The following is a 25,120-nucleotide window of genomic DNA, read 5'->3' as shown; positions in this document are numbered from 1 at the left end:
TTTCTAAAAAGGTTTTAAGGTATTATGATTGCGTAGGGTCATCCCTGTGCATTCGATGGTTACCCTTGCGAAAGTATGGGACTAGAAAAGTTTAATATAGTCTGCTAGGCTGTTTTTTTAAAGTTCTCTACCTGCACGGGAATGACATCGAGCAGAAATAACTTTTGAAACTAATTGCTCCAAGAAACTGTATTTAGAAAATGAATTAACTTAAATAGGAAAAAATTATGAATAATAAAAGTAAAAAAAGCAGTTTTTTGAAAAACTTGCTAGCGACTGCTTCTATTGCTTCAGTTATAGTCGGTGGAAGTAATACGGCATTTGGTGTTGCTGCTGGTTCTCTTACTAGGATTACTCAGGATGCCGATGCCCCTGTCGATGCTCTTGCTGCTGATGTTAAGTGGAAGACTGGTGTTGTTGGTAATGCTGATGCTGACGGTCCGGTTGATGGTCAATCAATTAAATTTGGTGGTGATGGTCATACAGTTAATGTTAATGCACCTCGGATAATTAAGGCAATTGATACTAATGGCAAGAATGTTCCTATTGTAAAGATCAATGCAGATCTCACTGTTGGTTCTATCGTTAATATTGCTGGTGGTGGTGGTTTGGTAAGGTTTAATTTCGAGACTGCTCATACTCTTACCTTAAACGGTACAGCAGTAGTTATTGCTGATGGTCATGTTTTTGCTGCTGCTGCTAACACTTATACTGCTTTAGGTAAGGTCGATTTTGCAGTTGCTGGTGCTACCTTGAATATTAGTCCTACTAATCCTGCTGACATCGTATTTGCGGATTTTAAAGTTCTTAACGGTGCAAATGCAACATTGAATATTAACAATGTTAATGCTAAGACAACATTTAACCAATCAGAAGTTGCTACAGCCCACACAATTAACATCTCTGATAACAGTACTGTTGAATTCAACTCTACTGCAACTGCTGGTGGTGCTGTTGCTAATACGTTGTACTTACAACCAGGAGCAGGTGATAGAATCAAGTTTGGTGATCAGGGTAATGGTATATTGTTACTTACTTCTAAGAATGCTGCTGCTGTTAACTTTACAGTTGTAGATGGCTCTCTTGGTGGTACTCAAGATGGACATGGTGTAATTCACTTCAATAATGATGGAAGAAATTCATCTCTTTCTCATCAGGGAGGTGCAGGTAGTGCCGTAGTTGGTATAGATAAGGGGCATAGAGCTAGGAAATTTATAGTTACTGCTAATGCTGGTAATGCTGCAATAATTACAGGAGGAGTATATACTAAAGAGCTTGAATTAGGCGGTGGGACTATCAATTTACAAGGTAAAGTTGATGTAGGAGATAAGGGTGTTACAAATATAATAGCAGCTTCAGCTGTAGTTCTATCCAAGAATAGTAATCTTGGTACAACAGATTTCCATAATATAGCTAATAGTACAATTACTGTGGCAGCTGGTAAAACACTTGAAGGAAACTTTCATGCTGACGTAAACAATGGTGCAGCTCAAGTTGGAACAATAATTTTTCAAGGTGAGGGTGTATTAAAAGCTGATATAATAAACAAATTAGTTGCAATTGAAAATACACAAGCTGGTACTTTGACATTGTCAGGACAGCATACTGTCACTGAACTAAGAGGCATTTTTGCTGGTACACATTTTACATTTGCTAAGGATTATAAACTGACCGGTAATATTAATGAAAGTGTTGCTGCTGCTGGTGCTGCTTCAGATTTAACGTTTTTGGGTAATGCTGAAATTATTGGTAACATTGGTGCTGCTGGTGCTGGAGCAGTTCGTAATATTATCATCCCTAAGGATAGCACAGTAAAAGTTGCTGGTGCTACGATTAATGCTGCTAGTATCTTTAGTAATACTGATGGTGGAACATTGAAATTAACTAATAAAGCAGGTGATGTAACCATTACATCTACAATAAGTGCTAATGGTGGTGGTACTATTGATGCAACTGAAATGAAAAAAGATGGTACTTTAAATATTGTTGGCACTATTGGTGGGGATCTTGCTCTTGATAATTCTAAGGCTCTAAATAAATTATCACTGAACGGACAAAAACCTAACTTTAACATAGCTCCCAATAAATGGGTTAATATTGCTGAAATTGATTTTGGTGGTAACGCGTCAACAGTTAAGATGAATGTTGAGGGTGCTAGGTATGCCTTTGGAGCTTTGACAAATGCAGGGGAAGCTACATTTGAAATTAGTAAGAATGTTGCCTTATATAATACAACAACCTCTAAGGATGGGAGAGTAAAGGAAATCAAGTTTACAGAAGACAATAAGACTCTTACTCTTCATAAAGGTAATGATATTACTGCTAATAGTATAACTGCTTCCGATGGAGCTAATGGAAGTAATCTAATTTTTGCTGGGGATGCTGCTCTAAAAGGCGACATAGGAACATCAAACAGGCAATTTAAAGGTCTCAAAGTAAATGCTGGTGTTAAGGCAATTACATCGGGTCAAGGCTTTTTCAGCGGAAATATAGAATTAGCAGGTGACGGATCTACATTAGTTGTAGATGGTAATTATACTGCTAAAGCAGTTGTTGGTAATGTTGCTGGTAAGGGAACGCTGAAATTTGTTAATGCTGCTGGTGTTGGTACTGGTGTAAAATTCACTACTACAGCAGCTGCTAATGCTGGTGCTATTAACGCTATATCTACCTTAGAATTGCATGGTGGTGATGTTGAATTAGTAGGTGATAACGGTCTAAAATTTAGCAATATTAAGTTTGCAACTGCTGCAAGCTTAACTTTAGCTCCAAAGATGGAACTTAAAGATATAAATGTTGATAGTACTTTGAGTTCTAAAGACGCTAGACCTACAGTTATATTATCAGCTATTGATCACACTATTAGTAAACCTAACCATATTGGTGATAAGGATCATTTGGTTAATCTACAATTTGCTGAAGATAATACCTTAAATGTTACTACTACAGACTTCTTTGCTGGTGTAACAACTAAAACTGATAATCAAGGTGCTGTTAACTTTAAGGCTGGTTCTGATAAGGTTTATGGTTTAGGTTCTAGCGGACTCAACTTAAAAGCTGCAACTTTTGAAGTAAATACCGAAAACTTTGGTGATACTTATGTCAGTAATGCTATTATTAATGACAAATTGAAGTACACAGCTGGTGGAACAGTAGCTGGTGGACTACAAGTTGGTAGTGTTGATGGTGGTTCTGTAGCTGAGTTTAAAGATGGTGTTATTTTGACAGCTGCTGTAACCAGTAAGGGAGTAGGTAATAATATTAACTTCACAGATAATGCTACTATTATTGGTACTAAGCTTGGTACAGAAAATGCTCGTTTTAAGACTATAACATTTAATGGCAATAAAAAAGTAGGCTTGAAGAATGCTGCTATGTATGCAGAAGTAGTTAACTTCGGCACTGAAAATATCGTAATTGAGGATAACAACATAATTAGTGGTACTTCACATGTTAATGCCAATATTAATTTGAACTCTAGTAAGTTAATCTTCCAAGATAACCGAAATGACGTAAATTCTACATGGGGTCCTAAAACTTCTATTGCAACTACCTTAACTGCAGATGGAAAACTTGGTTCTATAGAAGTTAATGCTCCTATAGAGGTGGCTGCTAGTGTACCAGTTCATGCTATAATCGTTAAGGATGAAGCTCAATTAGGAGCGGATCAAGAGTACAAGTTGATTAGCAATGGTAAAAATCTAATTCTAGGTAATGATGTACGATTTGGTCCTCTAACAGTAGCAAAATCAACAAATCAAGCATATGCAAAGTGGGTTGTTTCTACTAAAGATGATAAAGATGTTTACTTGTTGCGTTTAAATGATGCTGCAACTGTAGCTCCAGCTGATATGAAAGCTGCTGGTGGTGATGATAAAGATCAGGAAAATGCTGCTTTGCTTGGTCGTGAGGCATTAGCTGCTATGACTGATATTGGTACGTTATCACAAGACCCAAAAGTACGTGGTGAAGCACTAAAAAGAATTACAAATGCTGAGAATGCACTAGTAACTGATGCTGTCGAACATACTAATGCTGGGATTGCTAATTTAGTGGGAGCAAGACTTGCCCAAGTTGATGATCAACAAAAACCTGTAGCTAGTGGCTCTGATGATGTAGCTGGTGAATCAATGGGTGCATGGGCTATGCCATACTATAATCAAGCTGTTCAGAAGGGTGAAGGTAGTGTTGTTGGTTATAAAACGAAATCTGCTGGTGGAATCCTTGGTTTCGATGCTTTAGCAAACGAAAATCTAATGATCGGTGCTGCTGTTAGTATTGTTAGAACTGATATGAAATACAAAGATTATAAAATTGGAGAAAAAACAAACATTAATACGGTGATGCTCTCTATTTATGGATCACAACAACTTGATAAAAATTTCTTTGTACAAGGTTTGGTTTCTCTTGGTTCAAATAAAATTAAGAATAGCGATCCTAGAAAAGTTCCTACTTCTCGTAATGCTAGTGGTCAGCAAATTGCTAAAGCTAGTTATGATTCTCTGTCTTACGGTGGTCAAGTATTATTTGGTTACAATGCTAAAATGTCTGACTCAATGTCATTAATACCGATGGCTGGAATTCGTTATACAGGATCTAGCGATGAAGGTTATAAGGAAACTGGTACAGACAACGTAAATAAGGTCGTTGCTAAGAAGACTAACAATAAAGTTGAAGCTGTGCTTGGTACTAGATTTGCAGTTTCTGTAGATACTAGCGGTATTACAGTGATGCCTGAAGCACATGCTTTTGTTTCGCAAAAGTTATTTGGTAGTTCAGGGAAAGTTAATGCTAAATTAGATGGTATGACTAGTTCGTTTGCTACTAGATCTGACAAAGAGGCAAAAACATTGTTTAACCTTGGTTTAGGCGTTACTGCTAAAGCTGGTAATATGGAGTATGGAGCTGGTTACGATGCATATTTAGCTAGTAAATATGTTGGTCACCAAGGTACTTTAAAAGTTCGTGTAAACTTCTAAACTAATCTTTTAAGTTTACTTATCTATTACTTCAAACAAAAGGGTTTTCTTTTAAAAAAGAAAGCCCTTTTTGTTTAATAAGAGTGCCTACGAACTGATTCTTCCTGATAAGTTTGTCGTCAGAATTTGCTTTCTCTCCTTATATAATGGGCTAAAAAATTTAGATAAAAAAGCATGTAGTTTTGTTTCGTAATAAGATAGAATAAAAAATTATACTTAGGATAAACGAATGACAAAGAAACAAAGTAGAAATTTTAGTGCAGAAGCAAAAACTAAGATATAGTCAATTCAGGAGGATTGGATAGCAGGAGCGGTGGAGTGAGTATCACAACTGTTGGAAGTTAAAAAATTGTCTATTAGCGAAGTGTTGTTGTAAGGCTTAAACCGTCATTGCGAGGAGTCGCTGCAAGCGGCGACGTGGCAATCTTGTGAAGGAGGTCTTGACTATCATGAAGATTGCCACAGCGCCTAACGGTGCTTAGACGATTTTTTAACTTTCAACAGTTGTGCCGAAACATCGAGAATGTTAAATCCATGTCTCATATCGAACTCATACAATAAAAAAGCCATGATAAATATAACATGATCAGTTATATATGGTGTAGGATGGGTAAACTGTATCTCGAATTGAAGCTTTGAATTTTAAAGACTTCGTACCTGAGCAAAGACCCATCCTGTTTGGATAAAGACTACGAACGGATGTCATAAGGTTTTTAAACCTTGCTGTAGCATATCCTATTATTAATATAAATCATGAGGCTCTATATGGCAACAACTTATATTAGTGTGGACATTAGTAAAAAAACTTTAAGTAGATTTAAAGGGTCTCATTAAGGAAAAGTATAACATAGATTTAGAAATTGTTAAACGACCAGCGTGCAGATTTTGGATACCAAAAAGTACACCATCAGAACTATTGTCAACAAGAGAAGTTGGGTTTAAAGTACAGCCAAGGCGATGGGTTGTTGAGAGAAGCTTTGCTTGGATAAATAGAAATAGAAGGCTCTCCAAGGAATATGATTTTCTTACTGATTCTAGTGAAAATATAATTTTTTTGGCTATGAGTCGATTACTTCTTCGTAGGATATTTACTTCTATTACTTAGTTTGCGGACAAGCTCTAATTTAACTGATAATGAATGGTTTGGAGGTCTGATAACTGCCTTCATTCCTTTCTTTCTCAAATGCCAATTAAGAGCTAAAACAGGCAATAATGAAGTATTGATAGTAGAAAGAAGTTGATTAAAGTCAACCCATAATGTTAGATACTGTACTACTTTATCAGGACGACCATTATATTTAAATACTTTACGAAAGAATGCTTTGACCACCGCTTTATCAAGAAACTTGGTTTTAAAAGTTTTCGTTCTGCTGCGATTACTATCACTGGTATAGAAAATATTCGTATGATTCAAAAAAGACAAATTACTGGAGCTAATAATAATTTTTCTACTTTTGAAAATTTTGTTATACTCATGGCATAATAATGTCCCAAATCCGAGGTTTTACGATTTTTGCTAGACCATGATTTATAAATGCGACAGAACCTGATAAAATGCCACCTTCTAAACAAAATGATAGGAGTTCATGTATGCACAATTTTGTATGTTCCTCGAGTAAATGTCATTTACCTGTCACACCGCAGCACGGTCGGATTATTGTGCATGGTGCACATGCACATAATTTAAAAGGTGTTTGCTTTGAGATACCAAAAACACGCTTAGTTGCGTTCACCGGTCTGTCAGGTTCAGGTAAGTCTTCCATTGCTGTTGATGTTTTAGCAAGCGAATGCGTCAGACAACTTTTGGGTGGATATGGCTTGGTTACTGATCACATTCCAAAACCAAGAGTGGATACCGTCTTGGGCTTATCTCCGGCAATAACCATTTCTCAGCGAAAAACGGATTTTAATTCCCGTTCGTTGGTGGGGACAAAAACAGGCATTTTAACACTCCTAAGAAATCTATTTGCTACTATTGGTTATCAGCAGTGTAGCGGCTGCGACGCTGAAGTTAAGCAACCATTACAAGGTAAGCATAAACTGACAACTGTTGAAACTGAAGAAAGAAATACCGCTTATTCATCGACTAAAAAAAGTAAAAAAAGTTATTTTGGTTGCCCTAATTGTAAGGAGCAATTAGAAATACTGCAAATGTCACATTTTTCCCCTAATGCAGTTTCTGGAATCTGTGAGTCATGTAAAGGAATAGGTGAAACTCTCGACGTTGATATATCCAGTTTACTTGATGGAGAAAAAACTATCATTAACGGAGGGGTTAGGTATTGGGAGTCAGGTGTTGCAACTCATTATACGAAGGTAATTGAAGCTGCTAGCAAATATTATAATTTTCCTTTTGACCAAGATCTACCCATAAAGTCTTACTCTGAGGAATTGCATAATTTTTTACTGTACGGAATCACATATCCAGATTTTGTTAAGAGCCATAAGGGACTCAAAGCACCTAAAAAAGTTGGTGAGGGTAAATTTGAAGGCATCGTTCCTCATTTAATGACTCAGTATAAGAAAAATCCTAGTAAGGCACCAGATAGTGTCACAAAATTTATGGTAAGAAGTGCGTGTCCATCCTGTAACAATGCCCGCTTAGGGAAACTTGGGAGGGAGGTAACCGTGGGCGGCAAAACTATTACAGAAGTTAATGCTCTCAGCCTAAGCGAACTACTTAAGTGGTTAGAGACGCTGGAAAGGATCCTTCCGAAGGATGAATTGCAAGCATATACCGCTTTTTCAAACGGATTGCAAGAGCGTGCATCAAACTTAATCGAAGTTGGTTTGCACTATCTTACTTTAGATAGGACACTTCCCTCATTGTCTGCAGGAGAGGCACAGAGACTTAGATTAGCTGATGCTCTTGGTAGTAGCTCGCTGACTGGCGTTTTGTATATTCTAGATGAACCAACAACTGGCTTACATCCCCATGATACAGCTAAGCTATTAAAAACACTGCGAAGGATACAAGAAAATGACAATACTGTAGTGGTCATTGAGCACGATCTCGATGTTATTAAAAGTGCAGATTATATAATAGATGTAGGTCTTGGAAGAGGAACTCAAGGTGGAGAAATTGTGGGTTTTGGCACGCCTACTGAAGTTATGGCTTGCGAAAAATCTATTACTGGTAAGCACTTAGCTAGGAAGGCAGCTATCAAACTTGATCCTCCAACTCAGGGTGATGGGAAAGCAATTACTATTCGTGGTGCGAGTGAAAACAACCTTAAGAATATTGATGTTTCTATACCAACACAACAATTGGTTGTGCTAACGGGTGTATCCGGTTCTGGAAAATCAACCTTTTTATTTGGCATCTTAGATAAGGTAACGAGAAATCATTTTAATAAAGCGAAAGAATTACCTGGGAAACATACTTCTGTCGAGGGATTAGAAAATGTTAAGCGAGTAGTGACAGTCAATCAATCTACTATAGGCTCAAAATCATCTCGTTCCAATGTAGCAACCTACACAAATCTTTTTGATTCAATAAGGGATTTGTTTGCTTCTTTGCCAGAATCAAAGAAACGCGACTTTGGTGCCAACGCATTTTCATTCAATGCATCAGATGAGCGTTGTGAGAACTGTAATGGAGCTGGTGTAGTACAGGTTGATATGTCTTTCATGCCTGGAGTGGAGATGGATTGCCCCTCTTGTGCTGGTATGCGGTTTAATGATGATCTGCTTGCAGTGAAGTTTGCGGAATATAATATCGCTGAAATCCTAGACCTGACAGTAAGTGATGCGATCCCTGTCTTTGATAAGCAGAAGAAAATTCTCGAAGTCCTGAAGTTAATGCAGCGAGTTGGTTTGGAGCACTTAAAGTTAGGTCAATCCACTTCAACGTTATCTGGTGGTGAAGCACAAAGAATTAAACTTGCCTCTGAATTATCGAAAGCTAGTAAGCAAAAGACTTTGTTTTTATTGGATGAACCTACAACAGGGTTACATTGTGAGGAGGTAGGACTACTGCTTAATATCTTAAGAGAGCTGGTATCTACAGGGCATACTGTAGCAGTCATTGAGCATAATCTTGATGTCATGTGTAGAGCTGATACTATAATTGATTTTGGTCCAAGAGGTGGAACTGCAGGTGGTACAGTTGTTGCTAGAGGTACGGTACAAGAAGTGTGTGAGAGTAAATCATCAATAACAGGACAGAGCTTGAAAACTCATTTGGATTCCAACTTATAATTGCTTCATCGCCACAAAGTGGCTTCTCGTAATGACGCTAGGCTGTTTTTCCTATGACTTTTAAATTGCCATGGGAGTTATGCGTAAGGTGAGTGATTATTTATTACATGACTTATAGTTCTCGTACCATTTCCGATTATGGCATACACTCAACTATTGATTGCAATTTTTAAATTACTCTGCTAATTCATTTAAGATTTGGTATTGTAATACATTATTATTTTGTGTATCATAACTTGAGTTCGATGTAAGACATCGGTTTAATAGCCTAGGGTGTTATCCCATAACTGTTGAAAGTTAAAAAATCGTCATTGCGAAGTGCCGTTAGGCACTGTGGCAATCTTCATGATAGTCAAGACCTCCTTCACAAGATTGCCACGTCGCCGCTTGCAGCGGCTTCTCGCAATGACGGTTTAAGCCTTACAACAGCATTTCGCAATGACGGTTTTTTAACTTTCGACAGTTGTGGGTGTCATCCCTGTTAGGGTTGATACAGAGTCTAGTATTAATTTGTTACATCGATATTTGAGGTTATCATAAGAAATATTTTTAATCACTTGAAACTGAAGGAATTTAAAATGCAAGTATTCGTTGGAAAAGCTGCACCGGATTTTACAGCTAAAGCTATTATGCCTGATAATAGTATAGAATCTGAATTTAATCTTAAAAATTATGCTAAGAGTCATAAAGTTGTATTGTTTTTTTATCCCCTAGATTTTACTTTTGTTTGTCCATCAGAAATTATAGCCTTTAATAATAGATTAGGAGAATTTACTGAAAGAAATACAAAGTTAATAGCAATAAGCGTTGACTCGCATTTTTCTCATTTGGCTTGGAAGAATACTCCTTACAATAAAGGTGGTGTTGGCAATATCCAAATTCCTATGGTGGCAGATCTTAATAAAAATGCCTCACATAGTTATAATGTACTTCATGATGATGGAATATCACTGCGTGGTACTTTTGTTATTGATGAAGAATTCATAGTACGCCATTTGTCAGTTAATGATTTGCCAATTGGTAGAAATATTGATGAAGTAATAAGACTGATAGATGCCCTAGACTATAATGCAAAGCATGGTGAAGTATGTCCAGCTGGGTGGCATAAAGGTGATGAAGGTATTACCCCATCACATAAAGGAGTAGCAGATTACTTAGCTTCCAATGCAGAAAAATTATAGTATATAGAGTAGGTTTGCCGGATCAGTAGATGTCATTGCTAGCTACGAACACCAATATACCGTAGCTAGAGATGACATCGAGATTGCCATATATGACACGCATAGGTTTATGCAGGTTTCTACCGCTAGTTGTAATTTTTAAACTTCCCTAGTTAGAAATTAATTGTTTTTTTATTTTTTTACTTAGTGGGAAAAAATTTTGCTATATACTGCAAATATCATCCAAGGGATAATTTATGTCAAAACGCGAATTAGGGATAAGAATTAGTTAATTCTTATCCCTAATTGGGGTGTCAAAGTAAGCTTAAAGCCAAAGAAAGAGATTTGATGCTTAAGGAGCTATTTTTAGATACTAACCGAGTATCTTATACAAAAGAAACTATTGATATTCTAAGACTAATTAGGAGTGAAAATGTTGGTCCAAGGACTTTTTGGAGTTTAATAAAGCTATTTGGTAGTAGTAGTACTGCAATTGAAAATATACAAGAATTCTCACTGCGAGGTGGACGCTCTAAACCAGTAAAGGTATTTTCACAAAGTGAGGCAAGTAAAGAACTTGAGCTTTTGGAAAAGAATAACGCCAAAATTATTACCTATAAGTCTTTAGAATATTCAAGGTTATTGTTAGAGATTTTTGATTGCCCGCCTATACTAAGTTATAAGGGCAATATCGGGTTATTATCACATGAAAGATGTTTAGCAATTGTTGGAGCAAGAAATGCTTCAGTAAATGGTCGTGCTTTTGCAGCTAAAATCGCTAAGGAATTGACAGACGCAGATTATATAATGGTTTCTGGACTTGCAAGAGGTATTGATACGGCAGTGCATCAAGTTAATATCTCTAAAACAATAGGAGTTATAGCTGGAGGAATTGATCATGTCTATCCCCTAGAAAATGTTAAATTATTCGAACAAATTCAGCAAGAGGGGTTAATAATTGCTGAATTACCAATAGGTTCAAAACCTCTTGGACAACATTTTCCACAGCGCAATCGATTGATTTCTGGTATATCTCTTGGAACGGTAGTAATTGAGGCAAGCCTAAAATCTGGATCATTAATAACAGCAAGGTTTGCTTTAGAACAGAATAGAGAAGTATTTGCAGTGCCGGGATTTCCACTAGATCCTAGGTGTCAGGGTACTAATAAACTTATCAAGGAAGGAGCATATATGGTGGAATCTACCCAAGATATAGTAACTAATCTACCACATTTTTCTAAGGTTGTCAGCAAATCTAAGGATGTGGCGAATGATTCAGCTGAGAATAACCAGTTTAAAGCATTAGATGTAAAATATGCTAATCCAATTACCAACGATATGCGTATGAAAGTTAAGGAGCTTTTATCTTCAACTCCTATAGATTTTGATTGTTTGCATCAAACGCAGCTACCTTTGCAGGTTATATATATGATAATACTGGAGCTAGAACTGGCTGGAAAAATAACTAGATATCCTGGCAACAAGATATCTTTAATTTATAAATAAATATGAAATTAGTAATAGTAGAATCGCCAGCAAAGGCGAAAACGATAAATAAATATCTAGATAATGGTTTTAAAGTTATTGCTTCGTTTGGGCATATTAGAGATTTACCATCTAAAAATGGTTCAGTTCTGCCAGATGAAGATTTTGCTATGAAATATATTATATCAGATAAAGCAGAAAAATATGTTGAAGCAATAACTAAAGATGCTGCCAAGGCTGAAATGGTTTATCTAGCAACAGATCGAGACCGAGAAGGAGAATCAATTGCTTGGCATGTTGCAGAAATAATAAAAGAAAAAAACTTGGTTAAATCTAGTGATTTCTTTAAAAGAGTAGCATTTGATGAAGTTACAAAAAAAGCTATTTTACATGCAATTGAAAACCCAAGAAAGATTGATATTGATTTGGTTAATGCTCAGCAAGCAAGGAGGGCTTTAGACTATTTGGTAGGATTTACTTTATCGCCGATATTATGGCGTAAATTGCCAGGATGTAGATCAGCCGGAAGAGTGCAGTCTGTAGCACTGAGACTTATTTGCGAACGAGAAGATGAAATTGAACGTTTTAAATCGCAAGAATATTGGGATATTAGTCTTAATGTTCTTAATAGTAATAATGAACCGTTTTTAGCGAGATTAACTCATGTTAATGGTAAAAAATTAGAGAAATTCTCAATTACTAATGAACCAGCTGCCAATGATCTAGTCGAGAAAATAAAACTAAAGAGTTTTCATGTTGCCTCTATAGAAAAAAAACAGCAAAAACGTCAACCGCAACCGCCTTTTATTACCTCTTCGCTGCAGCAAGAAGCTGCAAGAAAATTAGGGTTTACTGCTAAAAAGACTATGCAAATTGCCCAAAAACTTTACGAAGGTATGGATATAGGTAATGAAACTATAGGTTTGATCACTTATATGAGAACGGACGGGACAACTCTTGCTAGTGAAGCTGTTGAACAAATACGTCAGTTGATAGATAAGAATTTTGGGGATAAATATTTGCCAGCTAGCCAGCGAGTTTATAAATCTAAAGCTAAAAATGCCCAAGAAGCTCACGAAGCGATTAGACCAACTGATATTACCCTGCTACCAGAAAAGTTAAAGGATAAACTAGATAAAGACTTTTACAAACTTTATGACCTAATTTGGAAGAGAACGGTAGCTTGCCAAATGGAAAATGTTATTATTGATTTGGTAGTAGCTCAGCTTGATACAGAAGATAAAGAATTTACATGCAGAGCAAATGGCTCAATTATTGCGTTTGATGGTTTTTATAAAATCTATCGAGAAGGTCTAGATGATGAAACAGAAGAAGAAAATAGACTTCTACCACCGCTAAAAGAAGGAGAGAAATTAATTACAGATTCAGTAAATCCAGCACAACATTTCACTGATCCGCCACCAAGATATTCTGAAGCTAGTTTAGTAAAGAGGCTTGAGGAACTTGGTATTGGTCGCCCGTCTACTTATGCTTCGATTATATCAGTGTTGCAAGATAGAAAATATGTAGTTGTTGAGAAAAAACGATTCTTCCCAGAGGAATTAGGGCGTTTAGTTACAATATTTTTGACAGGTTTTTTTAAGAAATATGTGGAATATGATTTTACAGCTGATCTTGAAAATGATTTAGATGAGGTGGCAGAAGGTAAAATAGAATGGAAGTCTTTACTAAAAAAATTCTGGGATGGGTTTAATAATAATGTAGAAGTAGTTAGTGGAAAAAAAATATCTGATATAATTACTTATGTTGAAGAAGCCTTAGATTATCACTTATTTGGAGAAAAGTCAGAAAGTAACAATTCAAGAATTTGCCCATCCTGCTCTACAGGTCAATTAGGTCTGAAGCTTGGTAAGTTTGGAGCATTCTTAGCTTGTAGTAATTACCCAGAATGTACTTTCAAAAAACAAATTACCTCTAAAAATAGTGATGATGTTGCTACTATGGAAGAGAACAAACTATTAGGAGTAAATAAGGATGGTTTTGATGTTTTTCTAAAGAAAGGTCCTTATGGTTTATATGTACAGACTAGTGAGCAAGTTGCCAAGGGTGAAAAACCAAAGCGTGCATCATTGCCACCTTCTATTGCCCAAAATGATGTTACTCTTGCTTTAGCTATGAGGTTGCTTGAGTTACCGGTTAAATTATGTTTGCATCCTGAATCTCAACAAGAGATTATACTTGGTATAGGTAGATATGGTCCGTATCTTAAATATCTTGATAGGTTTATTTCAATACCAAAAAGATACGATCCTTTTACCATAACAACAGAGATAGCTGTAGAAATAATTGAAACTAGTAACAATAAGTTAAAGAATAAACAAGAGAAAGATAATGGCAAACAGGTGATAGTTGCAAAAAAAACTTCTAAAAAGAAAGCTACAGCAAAAAAAACAACAAAAAAGAAAAAAGTATAATAAGCGGTTAAGATAAAATTATGGGAAGGGTTATCACAAGATTCGCACCATCACCAACAGGTATGCTACATATAGGTAATAGTAGAACAGCTCTGATAAATTGGTTATATACTAGAAAGCATAATGGCCTATTCATTTTAAGGTTTGATGATACTGATTTTGAGCGTAGTAAACAGCAATATAAAAATGCTATTGAACAGGATTTGAAATTTCTAGGGCTTAACTGGGATCAAACTTTTTGCCAATCTAATAGACTTGCTAAATATGAAGCTGTAAAGACATTATTATTGCAAAAAAATAGATTATATCCTTGTTTTGAGACTCAAGAAGAGCTGGAACTGAAACGTAAATTACAATTATCAATAGGACTCCCCCCTATCTATGACCGGGCAGCTTTGAACTTGACTCAACAACAAATAAATGATTATATTAGTCAAGGAAGAAAGCCGCATTATCGATTCTTGGTATCGCATACTCCAATTATATGGCAAGATATGATTAAGGGTGAAGTTAAATATGATGGGAAAAATCTTGGTGATCCGATAGTTATCAGAGAAGATAATAGTATGACTTATATGCTTTGTTCAGTTATTGATGATATTGATTATTCGATTACCCATATTATTAGGGGCGAAGATCATGTAACTAATACGGCGATTCAGCTACAAATGTTTGAAGCCCTACAGGGAGAGCTATACTCACATCAAAAGAGTATACCGAATTTTGCTCATCTTGGTCTAGTTATTAGCCGAGATGAAAAAATATCTAAAAGAATCGGAGGGTTTGAGATCACTGCTCTAAGGGATGAAATCGGATTAGAACCAATGGCAATTAATAGTTTTTTTAGTTTAATTGGTTCGTCATCAAGTATTGCATCGTTTAAGAATTTAGATCAGCTAATAAAAGAATTTGACATTAATAATTTTTCTAAAAGTCCAACAACTTATTTGCCGGAGGAATTAGAACGTCTGAATCATAAATTACTAATTAGCCTTAGTTTTGATGAAGTAAAAGATCGTTTAAGAGAGATTAAGGCTGAGCAAGTAACTGAACAGTTTTGGTTGGCAGTGAGAGCTAATTTGCAAAAATTATATGAAATAAAAGATTGGTGGAATATTTGTTACTCCCCATCTAAAGTTGAAGGCTTAGATAAAGATTTTTTAAAACAGGCAGCTATATTATTACCAGACGACCCAATCACCCTCGACAGCTGGAGCATATGGACTAAAAAAATTATGGTCGTTACTGGTAAAAAGGGCAAGGATGTATTCTTACCTCTAAGGCTTAGCATAACGGGAATGGCATCCGGACCGGAAATGTCAGTAATATTACCCTTACTTCGCAGAGAGGAAATTATAAAAAGATTAAGTTGATTTTTGTGTTGATCTAAAAAAATAGCCTGAAAGGCTATTAACCCCAATTTTGGATAAGAATTAGTTAATTCTTATCCAAAATTCGCGTGTTACGGATTCTAGAACGAAAATAACGATCGATAAGACCATTAGATAGAAACCTTCACACCTACTAGTTCGGACAGATATCAGCTTTACAAACTCCAATAATAACTCCATTAGTATTATTAGTTATAGTTGCGTTCATACTAGAGCCACATGCTATGAAAGTCATATCTTGACAATTCCTAACTTGAATATGACCTGAAGATACTTCAGTTACATTACATCCTGTTCCTGTAATTTGTGGGGGTTTAGTACCAATCTCATAAGTTATGTCAAAGTTAGCAAGAATTATATTGGTGTGATTATCTCCAAAGCTTGTGCATCTCCACACTTGACCTGTATAACTTATGCGATTCTTCCACTTAAAACTGCATGTATCACCAGGAGCAAAATACCAACCAGCATCGCCCATACTATGGCATTGGTCATCTTGTATATCTGATTTAACTAATGAAGATTTTTGACTTTTTATTTGACTAGAAGAATTATCTAATTTGTTAACATGCCACTGGATCGTTTTTTATTTTTTCCATTGCTGGATTGCTAGCAAATGCAGATAAAGTGGTACACAATATAAAAGGTATAAAAAAAGAAAATCGCTGCATATTTATCTCCTTGTTAATGTTAATAATTATATAGTTTGATAGCGTAACATTTTTTCTGTAAATTGCATGTTAACCCGCTTACTTACGTTAAATCTACAGAAAGAATGTTCGCTATCGGGACACAATAGGCTATTAAACCGATGTCTTCTAACAAACTGTTCTAATAGTTTGTGTTTTTACATAATGCGTAGCATTTTGTTTGCTGCTTACATAAAACTTAAGTTAAAGTAAATTAGGATAAACCATGACTTCCTACCTTCCGAGTTTTAAAAGCAGGAGCTAGCTTTTTGGATTCTTCTTGATTAATTTCAACAATTCTATTCTTTAGGAATGTTTGTAAATTTACATCATCTTTAACATTAACATGTTCTCCTTGCCGTTTGTATCCTGTTTTAGGAGATCCATTTATACTTGTTATTCTCTCTTCTGTTCTCAATCTAACCGCACCTACATTTGCTTCTTTCTCTCCTCCAGAACCAATTTCTTTAACTCTTTCTCCCCTTCCATCCGCTTCAACCTTTGCTAATTCCATTAATAGTTTTATCTGTTCTTGAGGAGTTGATAATTTTTTTAATTCTTCATTGATATATTGTTTCTGCTTTTCAAGTGCATTTTTTTGCAAATTTTTATATATCTCTTCTGCTTGTGCAGTAATCTCAACATTGGTTTTTCGAGATGGAATTACCTGTGTTGCTAGGTTCTTCCTAAGGGATTGTGCTAGCTCTTTTGCACTTTCCTTAACAGACTTTGACCCAACTAATCTGCTAGCTGTACGAACATTATCAACTACTTTTGGTGTTAGAACGGGGGCATTCTGAAGAGTGGGCTTAGGTTCATCTATAATATTACCCCTTGGATTTACTTTTTCTGGTTTTAGAACAGGTGTGGGATCTAGGGCATCAAGAGGCTTATCTAGAATATTACCCCTTGCATTTACTTCTTCCTTTTGGGTCGTGTCAGCAAGAGAAACCACAGCCTCTTTTGTTCTACCCAACTCCTCAGTCTTCTGAGGGGAAGTTATAATACGGTCCACAGATAGTGTATCGATAGATTGTGAAATATCCACGCCATGTCCCTTGTTTTTGGCTACTTCTTGCATCATTGCTTTATATTTTTCTTGCGTTACTGGTAAGGTATAGACCTGTCCAGCATGTTCTATATACCCAACTGCATCAGGACTAGTTCCATTAAACTTAACTGGACGTGGTGAGCTGACCTCGATTAGCTTACCATCATCATCATAGTGAGCAGTAAAATATACAGCCTTACTTGCAGCAATATTTCTGCCATGCTGATCCTTTACCGCTAACGATAAATGCATTGGACCGCCATCCTCAAGTTCTATCGGAAAATCTATAGTCCTATAATTTGTAATTTCTACTGTAGTACCATCACTTTTTTGTACTGTTTGAGGAGGATTTATTTGATGTGTTGCTTCTGTTAATGTAGCAATCTCGCGATCATTTACATCTCGTACTATCTGCGTTCTAGTAGTAATACCATTACCACTTGCTCCAACTCCATCCTTCCATTCCATAGTACTAAATCTATCTGCAAACTGAGTATGAACATTCTTGTAGCCGGCAATTTCGACTTGTTCCAAAGCTCTTTTTAACTCAACTCCTCTCAGAACTTCACTGATTTTCTCTTTGTTTTCTTCATTCTCACAGTACGCACGAAATTTAGTTATATCTCCAATTTCTTCTAGTTTTGCTATATTATTCTTTACTAGAGCTTCAACTATTAGCTCCCTCTGCTTGGTTAAGATTTGATTTCTAATTGCTTGGGTTATAGGGTCAACATCTCGATCGGCAGCAGAAAAAAAAGGGGTGCGGATAGCGTCAAAAGAAGGGTCTTCTAATTCTCTAAGATTTTCTTCAGCCGGTTCTTGCAACACAAAGACGTCCTGAGCAAGTTCTTCTTTAGCAGGTTCTTCTATTTTAGTAGAAGCAATGATTGCCTGCAACTTATCTTCATATTTTTCTAAAGCACCAAAAGTTTTTTTACTCTGCATGGATTGTTTCAGTTTGTCAGCTAGTATATCAAACACTACAAATTTATTAACTGTTAACTTATCTTGTTCAGTTAAATCTTTAGTCTTGTTTTTTATCTTTTTAAATTCATCAGCAGTAGTCTTGATTGCTTTAGCCAAACCGTCTAATACATTATTTACTATATCGTCTGGATTGGTGTAACCATCTTTCAAAACTTTATTTGGAATTTCAAGTAGATGGTTAAATAGAGGATCAACGACCTCATGTTTAACTGAATCAGTTTTTGCCTGAATACCTACTTTTTCTCCAGCTTTATCTATTTCTTCCATTAGATCGTTATAATACTTAAACAAATCTTCATTTTCAGGTTTCTCATCTTCACTCATTTTTATCACCTTATTCTTAAATTCTAATTATATTGATGCTAGATAATATTCTTATTTAAAGCAACTAAAAAAGTAGAGTCCATCACTTTAATTATATCATAAATAATATTAGCACTAAGTATATACGTAATTATATCTTGACATTTTCTTTGCCTAGAGGCAAACTAGGCTTTAACAGGCAGTAGTAATGGTAATTATGATATTGATATTTATTTTAATGTTTTATGTTTTTACAATTAATAGGCATAGAAATACCCAAAAGAGCTATAATTTTATCATACCATTATTTTATATTAATCTTTTAATAGCTAATATCTATTTTTACTTACATGCTACTGACCACTTAAATATCTCTTTTTAATTTGTTATGAACCCAGTTTCAAGCCGACCTACAATAATTATATATATTGCTATTGCTATTTTATGTATAGTAACAAATATCGTAGCCTTTATTTTCCAATTTTTTTATTATGAACTACCCTGCCCTTTATGTTTATTACAAAGATTCGGTTTTATTGCTATCGGACTTGGAGCACTACTTAGCATAATATATAATCCTTCTTGGAAATATTATATGATTATATTCATCTCTAGTATTTACACGCTGATGGTAGGGCTTAGGCAGGTTTTGCTGCATATTTTATCCCATGATTTAGGATATAATAATACTTTCCTTGGGTTACATTTTTATACATGGTCAGCAATAATTTCTTTTTCTTTAATCCTATTAATGTCTATAATTCCTATAATTAGCCTTATTCTAAGTAAATTTAGTATACTACAATTTTATCTTAGTTTTGTACCTACATTAATTGAGATTAGTTTGATAATTATCACTCTTGTTAATGTGTTTGCAACTTATTTTGAATGTGGTTTTGGCATATGTCCTAGCGATCCTACAACTTACTTAGAATGGAAAAATTTACAGCAATTATTTGGTTAGTAGTTAAGTAATTTTAATTTATTAGATCTATGTTTAAAAAAGATAACTATTCAAGAAGTTTAATTATATTATTATAATAGAACATCATGAAAATTTTTAATAATAACCAATAAATGGAGGATACAATGTCAAAAAGCTTTGTAGAAAAAGTAAAAAAAGGGGCAGCAAAATTAGCAGATAAGGTAGAGCAAAAGGTAGAACAATTTGTTGATGCTGTACCAACTGATGATGAGATAATGGACAAACTCCGAGATGGATTTAAAAAAATTAACTCTAAAGTTGCTCAAGTAAGCCCAGAAAGTGCAAAAACTTTGCGGAAGATAGAAGGAAAAATAGGGGTTAAGCCAAGTCCACAAAATCTTGCTGAAATAGTTGATGACTTACATAATCTCAAAGATAATTTTATGAAAGACATGAAAACCCCAAAAGTGATCACTCAATTCGGTGATTTTTTAAAATCTACTATTGCTTTAATAGGATCTATTGGTAAATCTGCAAAAGAACGTGGAAAAGCATATGATAACTTTAGCAAATCAGTAGAAGCTCTAGGTAAAGCGATTAGCAAAGCATTCGAGGGACCGTCAAAGACACGTTGAGGAGTAAAATATTACCAAGGCGGATTGATTCCTGCGTGGGTTCATTAGTGTCCGGAGCTATCTTTATAGTTAACCCAAGGAGATTCTAGCTATAATAATAGAAGTGCTGTCACCCCTGCTTCAGTGCGGGATCTAGATTCCCGCCTTCGCGGGAATGACATTAACCCTAGCAGGGATGACACAATAGGCTACTAAACCAATATCTTACATCAAATTAAAGTGTTAGATTATTTTTTAGTCTCATTTGTTATTTGTGACTTTGGTAACATTATTTTGATATCAGCTTTACTTTCAAGATCAGCAACATACTTTAATATAGCATCTCTACTAAGTTGATTGGTTATACTAGCAGTAGCTTCCTCCTTAGAAGGTATTTGTGCAGGTCTTTTATCAAGTACAGTAATTATATGCCAACCAAATTGGGTTTTAACTGGAGAAGAGATTTCATTTACTTTCATTGATAATGCTTTATCTTCAAATTCAGGTACTAGCTGTCCAGAAGTAATATAGCCTATTTCTCCACCATTTGCTTTAGACCCTTCATCTTTTGAGAAATCCTTAGCAAGCTTAGCAAATTTTTCCCCTTTTTTAAGTCTATTTTGTACATTTATTGCTTCTTTTTCAGTTGCAACCAAAATATGACTTACTTTTACTTCCTCTTTTCCTTTTAGGCTAGCAACTAATTTATCATATTCAGCATTAATCATTTTCTCATCAACATGAGATTTTACATAACGCTCCATCAATTCTTGCTGAACCAATTGGTTTTTTACGACATTCAACTTAGATTGGAATTCTTTTGAAGATTCAATATTAGAATTCTTGGCTTCTTGCTCAAGCAATTTTGCATCGATATAGCCCTTTACTAACATTTCCTGTATATTCGCATCGAAATCAGTAAACTTTTTTCCTTTAGCACTTGGTTGGGTATCTAAAGAAGGTTGGAATTGTTGCATAACCTGTGATTCTTTTACTTCACCACCTTTGTAGGTAGCAACAATTTTATCTTCATCAGCAAAAGCACTACTCGCAAGTAAACTCGCAGCTAAAAAAATTATAGTTGTTCTTTTCATTTGTTATCCATTATTATATATTGTTTATGATAGCTGGATTTTATAAGGATAACCCTTCTACGTCAACAGCTATTTACAATTTGTTTGATAAATATCATAAAATATCATATTTTACAGGATATTTACTATTTAAATCTAGGATATAAATGCTTTCTTTACTTAAAAAATTATTCGGCACAGCAAATGATAGAAGTATAAAAAAACTATCTTTAGAAATTGAAAAAATTAATTTGCTCGAGCCTTCAATACAAAAACTTTCTGATGATGATTTGAGAAATAAAACAGAGCAATTTAGGCAAAGATTAAAAGATGGTGAGTCATTAGATGACTTAACTTATGAAGCTTTTGCTGTTGTACGGGAAGCTTCAAAAAGACTCTATGGGATGAGGCATTTTGATGTTCAGTTAATTGGTGGATTGATATTGCACCGTGGTATGATTACTGAAATGCGTACAGGAGAAGGAAAAACTTTAGTTGCCACATTACCCGCATATTTGAATGCTCTTACTGGTGAAGGGGTACATGTTGTTACGGTAAATGATTATTTAGTAAAACGTGATTCTGAGTGGATGGGAAGAATTCATAATTTTCTAGGGTTATCTGTTGGTTGTATCACTGCTGGTATCAGTGATGATGATAGACGTAACGCTTATAGAGCAGATATTACTTATGCAACTAATAACGAGCTTGGATTTGATTTCCTCAGAGATAACATGAAATATAGTGAAGATTCTAAGGTACTTCGTCCTTTTAAATTCGCTATTATTGATGAAGTTGACTCAATTTTAATTGATGAAGCAAGAACTCCGCTAATTATATCAGGTCCAGTAGACGATCGCTCGGATTTATACAGCACAATTGATAAATTAGTTCGTCAGTTTAAAGATGAAGATTACGAAAAAGATGAGAAATTACGGACAGTTAATCTTACTGAGAATGGTATAACTCATGTAGAATCAATGCTTGTAGCTAATAGTCTTATTGAAAAAGATTCAAGCCTTTATGATTTTGAAAATTTAAGTTTGGTTCATTATATCAATCAATCATTAAGAGCTCATATCCTCTTCAATCGTGATGTTGATTATTTAGTACGCGATGGAAAAGTTATGATTATTGATGAATTTACTGGACGCGTTATGGAAGGTAGACGGTATTCCGAAGGGTTACACCAGTCACTAGAGGCAAAAGAGCATGTACAAATTCAAAATGAGAATCAAACTTTAGCTTCTATTACTTTCCAAAACTATTTTAGGAATTATCCCAAATTATCAGGTATGACTGGTACAGCAATGACCGAAGCTGCAGAGCTAAAAGACATATACAATCTTGATGTTCTTGCTGTTCCTACCCATAATCCAATTACTAGAGTTGATTATGATGACGAGATTTATGGCAGTAAACAAGATAAATATGAAGCTATCCTAAAATTAATAAAAGAATGTTATGATCGTGTTCAACCTGTCTTGGTTGGAACGGTTAGTATAGAGAAATCTGAAGAAATTTCTAACTTACTTACCAAAAATAAAATAAATCATAATGTTTTAAATGCAAAATTTCATCAGCAGGAAGCATTTATTATAGCTCAAGCTGGACGATTTAAGGCTGTGACTATTGCCACAAATATGGCAGGTCGTGGTACAGATATTATGCTTGGCGGTAACCCAGAAATGCTAATAGAACAACTATCTCTAAAGAACCTACCAAAAGAGCAATATGAATTAGAAATAGTAAAAATAAAAGAGCAGATAGCTGAAGAGAAGCAGCGTGTAATAGAGGCTGGAGGATTATTTGTTATAGGTACTGAAAGGCATGAGAGTCGCAGGATAGATAACCAGTTACGAGGAAGAGCTGGTAGACAAGGCGATCCAGGCAATACAAAATTTTTCTTGTCTTTAGAAGATGATCTGATGCGTATTTTTGCCTCAGACCGTATTTCCGGAGTTTTAAGAACGTTAGGTTTAAAAGATGGTGAAGCAATCCATCACCCTATGATTAGTCGTTCACTTGAAAAAGCTCAACAGAAAGTTGAAGGACATAATTACGAAATACGTAAAAATTTATTACGTTTTGATGATGTTATGAATGATCAACGTAAGATAGTTTATGAACAGCGCAGTGACATCATTAAGTCAAAAGATGCACATGATTTTTTAACCAACATGACAAAAGAACTAGTGGAAAAAGTGGTATTAACTTTTATTCCGCCTAGTTCTTATAGAGAAGACTGGGATATAAATGCTCTAATAGGAGAGTTGCAGCGTATTTTTGCTATAAAACTACAGCATGAATCTATAACAAAAGCTGATGTTACCGAAGTACAGGTGGTATCTAACGTTGTACAAATGGTAAATGACTTGTACCAAGCAAAATATGAAGCATATAGCGTTAACTTGATGAATGACGCAATTAAGTATATTTTACTAACAACTTTAGATCAAGTATGGAAAGATCACCTACATAATTTAGATCATTTACGACAAGGTATATCACTAAGGGCTTATGCCCAAAAAGATCCTCTTAACGAGTATAAAAGAGAAGCTTTTAATTTATTTGAACAAATGCTCGATAATTTAAAGGAATTATTTATCCAAAGAGTTTGTCATCTCCATATGGATACTAGCCATATTAAAAAAGAGTCAATGTCTTTGGAAAATAAAAAACTTCAAAAGACAATGCGAGAAACTAGGGAGGACCCAGCTTTTCATAAATATAATGCTGGTGTTAGTATTGAAACTCAACTTAAAACCATCAAAACTCAAGTCAATCCACAGGATAGAGTACAATCAGACCCATCAAGTTGGGGAAAAGTGGCTAGAAATGAGTTATGTCCCTGTGGTTCTAGCAAGAAATATAAATATTGTCACGGAAGTAATGAATAAGCAGGGCAATTTAATGATAGGCAAACAACTAATGATAGACAGCCAACTTGTGAGTTGCTTAGTAGCCACCCAGTTTCCACAATTTAGAGATTTGCCTGTTCAGCCGGTCGAACTTAGTGGTTGGGACAACAGAACATTTCGCTTGGGTAAGCACATGCTTGTACGCATGCCTAGTAGCGAGAGCTATACAATACAGGTAGAAAAAGAGCAAAAGTGGTTGCCTAGATTGGCATCTTTGCTGCCACTTTCAATTCCACTGCCTGTAGCAATGGGAGAAGCTGGTGAGGGCTATCCATGGTGATGGTCCATTTACCGCTGGATTGAGGGCGAAACTGCTACATCTGCACACATAGCCGACCTAGGTGACTTCGCAACTAGTCTTGCACAATTTCTCATCGCTCTGCAAAGCATTGATCCCACGGACGGACCTCTACCAGGCTTACATAACTTCTATCGTGGTGGATCTCTAACGATCTACGACACTGAGACACGACAAGCAATTTCTGCATTAAGTAACAAGATCGATGTTAACACTGCTACTAAAATTTGGGAAGAAGCTCTTACTACTACTTGGCAAGCTTCACCAATATGGATTCATGGTGACCTCAGCACCGGCAACCTGCTAGTGCAAGAAGGAAAGTTAAGTGCTGTCATTGATTTTGGAGGGCTAGGGATCGGCGACCCAGCTTGTGATTTGGTGATTACTTGGACGTTGTTTCAAGGAAAAAGTCGGGAAATCTTTCGAACAATGCTTCCTTTAGACGCCGGCACTTGGACTCGTGGTCGTGCATGGACATTATGGAAGACCTTAATTATCGCAGCAGGTCTCCCGGGTACAAATACTGCAGAAGTCACACAATCATGGCGTGTTATTGATGAAGTACTTACAGATTACAATCATAACTAAACAATGTTATGAATAGCAAAA

12 protein-coding genes and 3 pseudogenes are annotated in these 25,120 nt (G+C 35.5%); 12 read left to right on the top strand and 3 right to left on the bottom strand.

Translation table 11 applies throughout. From position 1 onward, the window contains the following. The first annotated feature begins 227 nt into the window (after positions 1–227). From ACFEL1_RS02905 to gltX, 8 genes and pseudogenes are all read left to right on the top strand, one after another. Complete coding sequence (locus tag ACFEL1_RS02905) at positions 228–4,979, top strand: autotransporter domain-containing protein (protein WP_375331400.1); 4,752 nt, start codon at positions 228–230, stop codon at positions 4,977–4,979. Positions 4,980–5,793: 814 nt separating this feature from the next. Next, positions 5,794–6,084 (top strand): annotated as a pseudogene (locus ACFEL1_RS02900) (transposase); the annotation flags it as partial. A gap of 219 nt (positions 6,085–6,303) precedes the next feature. Continuing rightward, positions 6,304–6,462 (top strand): annotated as a pseudogene (locus tag ACFEL1_RS02895) (IS6 family transposase); the annotation flags it as partial. A 440-nt stretch (positions 6,463–6,902) separates the two neighbouring features. Next, positions 6,903–9,179, top strand: a complete 2,277-nt coding sequence (locus ACFEL1_RS02890; protein WP_375331399.1) for an ATP-binding cassette domain-containing protein — start codon at positions 6,903–6,905, stop codon at positions 9,177–9,179. 578 nt (positions 9,180–9,757) lie between these two features. After that, positions 9,758–10,360: a peroxiredoxin gene (locus ACFEL1_RS02885; RefSeq protein ID WP_375331398.1), complete on the top strand. Its 603-nt coding sequence runs from the start codon at positions 9,758–9,760 to the stop codon at positions 10,358–10,360. A gap of 285 nt (positions 10,361–10,645) precedes the next feature. After that, positions 10,646–11,845 carry a DNA-processing protein DprA gene (dprA, locus tag ACFEL1_RS02880; protein WP_375331397.1) on the top strand — a complete coding sequence of 400 codons (1,200 nt, stop codon included), beginning with the start codon at positions 10,646–10,648 and terminating at the stop codon, positions 11,843–11,845. Positions 11,846–11,847: 2 nt separating this feature from the next. Continuing rightward, on the top strand, positions 11,848–14,259 hold the full coding sequence (gene topA / locus ACFEL1_RS02875; RefSeq protein WP_375331396.1) for a type I DNA topoisomerase: 2,412 nt from the start codon (positions 11,848–11,850) through the stop codon (positions 14,257–14,259). Between the two features lie 20 nt (positions 14,260–14,279). Beyond that, entirely contained in the window at positions 14,280–15,632 is a 1,353-nt protein-coding gene (gene gltX / locus ACFEL1_RS02870) for a glutamate--tRNA ligase (protein WP_375331395.1), read from the top strand. 151 nt (positions 15,633–15,783) lie between these two features. Here gltX and ACFEL1_RS02865 read toward each other — a convergent pair whose 3' ends face one another. Both ACFEL1_RS02865 and ACFEL1_RS02860 read right to left on the bottom strand, forming a co-directional pair. Further along, a complete protein-coding gene (locus ACFEL1_RS02865) occupies positions 15,784–16,128 on the bottom strand; it encodes a hypothetical protein (RefSeq protein WP_375331394.1) in 345 nt (114 codons plus the stop codon). A 425-nt stretch (positions 16,129–16,553) separates the two neighbouring features. Continuing rightward, positions 16,554–18,701: a Sca4 family protein gene (locus ACFEL1_RS02860; RefSeq protein WP_375331393.1), complete on the bottom strand. Its 2,148-nt coding sequence runs from the start codon at positions 18,699–18,701 to the stop codon at positions 16,554–16,556. 367 nt (positions 18,702–19,068) lie between these two features. On the opposite strand from ACFEL1_RS02860, the gene ACFEL1_RS02855 reads away from it, so the two are divergent. Together ACFEL1_RS02855 and ACFEL1_RS02850 are read left to right on the top strand one after the other, a co-directional pair. Then, positions 19,069–19,644: a disulfide bond formation protein B gene (locus ACFEL1_RS02855; protein WP_375331392.1), complete on the top strand. Its 576-nt coding sequence runs from the start codon at positions 19,069–19,071 to the stop codon at positions 19,642–19,644. A 125-nt stretch (positions 19,645–19,769) separates the two neighbouring features. Further along, positions 19,770–20,240 carry a hypothetical protein gene (locus tag ACFEL1_RS02850; protein WP_341761403.1) on the top strand — a complete coding sequence of 157 codons (471 nt, stop codon included), beginning with the start codon at positions 19,770–19,772 and terminating at the stop codon, positions 20,238–20,240. Positions 20,241–20,467: 227 nt separating this feature from the next. On the opposite strand, the gene ACFEL1_RS02845 is transcribed toward ACFEL1_RS02850, so the two are convergent. After that, entirely contained in the window at positions 20,468–21,313 is an 846-nt protein-coding gene (locus ACFEL1_RS02845) for a peptidylprolyl isomerase (protein WP_341761402.1), read from the bottom strand. A 146-nt stretch (positions 21,314–21,459) separates the two neighbouring features. On the opposite strand from ACFEL1_RS02845, the gene secA reads away from it, so the two are divergent. Together secA and ACFEL1_RS02835 are read left to right on the top strand one after the other, a co-directional pair. Continuing rightward, positions 21,460–24,192 carry a preprotein translocase subunit SecA gene (gene secA / locus ACFEL1_RS02840; protein ID WP_375331391.1) on the top strand — a complete coding sequence of 911 codons (2,733 nt, stop codon included), beginning with the start codon at positions 21,460–21,462 and terminating at the stop codon, positions 24,190–24,192. Further along, positions 24,131–25,099: pseudogene (locus ACFEL1_RS02835) on the top strand (aminoglycoside phosphotransferase family protein). The gene secA and the pseudogene ACFEL1_RS02835 overlap by 62 nt, the downstream one beginning before the upstream one ends. Positions 25,100–25,120 lie beyond the last annotated feature (21 nt).

It is taken from the genome of Candidatus Tisiphia endosymbiont of Oplodontha viridula, assembly GCF_964264865.1.
Classification (GTDB): Bacteria; Pseudomonadota; Alphaproteobacteria; order Rickettsiales; family Rickettsiaceae; genus Tisiphia.
The sequence above is the reverse complement of the archived record's forward strand: the minus strand, read 5'-3'. Positions and strand labels throughout refer to the sequence as shown.